Raw genomic sequence first — 1,181 nt, 5'->3', positions numbered from 1 at the left:
AATGCGGTGGCTGGCGTGTTCGCGTCCGAGGATGAAGATCGTGCCATGCACGGAGACAGCACCGTTGCTGTTGGCGGTGCGGATACCGTGACCACCGGTATGGGCGGGGACGGCGGGGAGGTCCTCGGCGGGTTGAGGGCGCGGGGGTGCGGCTTTCGGAGTTGCTTCCCAGGCCTGCAGCGGGGTGATCCGCCCGGGCAGGCTCTGATGGTGCCGTTCGGTGTTGTAAATGTGGTCGAACCGGTCGATCTGGGCTTGTAGTTCCTTAAGTGTGTCGGCGAGGGGCTGGTGGTCGAGCCAGCGGAACAGGGTGCGGTGGAATCGTTCGTTCTTGCCTTGCGTGGTGGGTTTGCCTGGTTTCCCGGTGATCGCTTCGACCCCGACCGATTTCAGGTAGCGCACGAGCTGACCGTCATAGCCTCGACGGGTGGGATTCAACGCGACCCCGTTATCGGAGAGGAGTTTTTGTGGCACCCCGTGCACGGCAATGCCCTTCTTCACGACCGTGAGTGCGGCCTCTGCCGTTTCTGCCCACGCGACGTGAGAGGAGACCGCGAGCCGGGCATGATCATCGATCAGTTGGAAGATCACGCACTTGCGACCACCAGAGAGGACGTACTCGGTTGCGTCTAACTGCCAAAGACAGTTCGGTGCCGGGTAAACGAACCGACGGTAAGCGGATCGAGGCTTCTTCCGAGGCTCGGCAGTGACGACACCCGCGGCGGTGAAGTGACGCGCCAACGTCGCCCGTGACGGCGGGTCCATACCCAAATCCCGCATCCGGTCCATCACGCTGATCGGACCGAAATCCAGCCCCGACGTTTCTAACGCTGCCCGCACCTGCAACGCCTGTTCAATGATCGCAGCCGCGGTCCGAGTCGGCGAGGACCGTGGCCGCCTCGACCGCGGAGCAAGCGCCGCGACTGGCCCCTCCTCACGCGCACGAGCACGGATCGCATAGAACGCCTTCCGGCTGAGGTGATGCTCATCACAAAACGCGGTCACCGCCCCGCGCGGCGCATCATCAGGCCACTGCGTAATCGCAAGGCGCACGGACGGAGAGATCGGCTCATTCGGCGGCATCACCCGATCACGCCATACCGAAGTGTCACCACCAAATCAGCAAGAAGCGTTACCGATGTCCTGAGACACAACCGTCACCAATGTCCTGAGACTTCACA

The 1,181-nt window shown here is 62.9% G+C and carries 1 protein-coding gene; it reads right to left on the bottom strand.

Translation table 11 applies throughout. The features are described 5' to 3' along the window. On the bottom strand, positions 1-1,083 hold a 1,083-nt coding region (locus ACSS7Z_RS16220; protein ID WP_438255909.1), incomplete at its 3' end, for an integrase core domain-containing protein. Positions 1,084-1,181 lie beyond the last annotated feature (98 nt).

The sequence above is a fragment of the Microbacterium wangyouchuni genome (assembly GCF_051546305.1).
Lineage (GTDB): Bacteria > Actinomycetota > Actinomycetes > Actinomycetales > Microbacteriaceae > Microbacterium.
The sequence above is the reverse complement of the archived record's forward strand: the minus strand, read 5'-3'. Positions and strand labels throughout refer to the sequence as shown.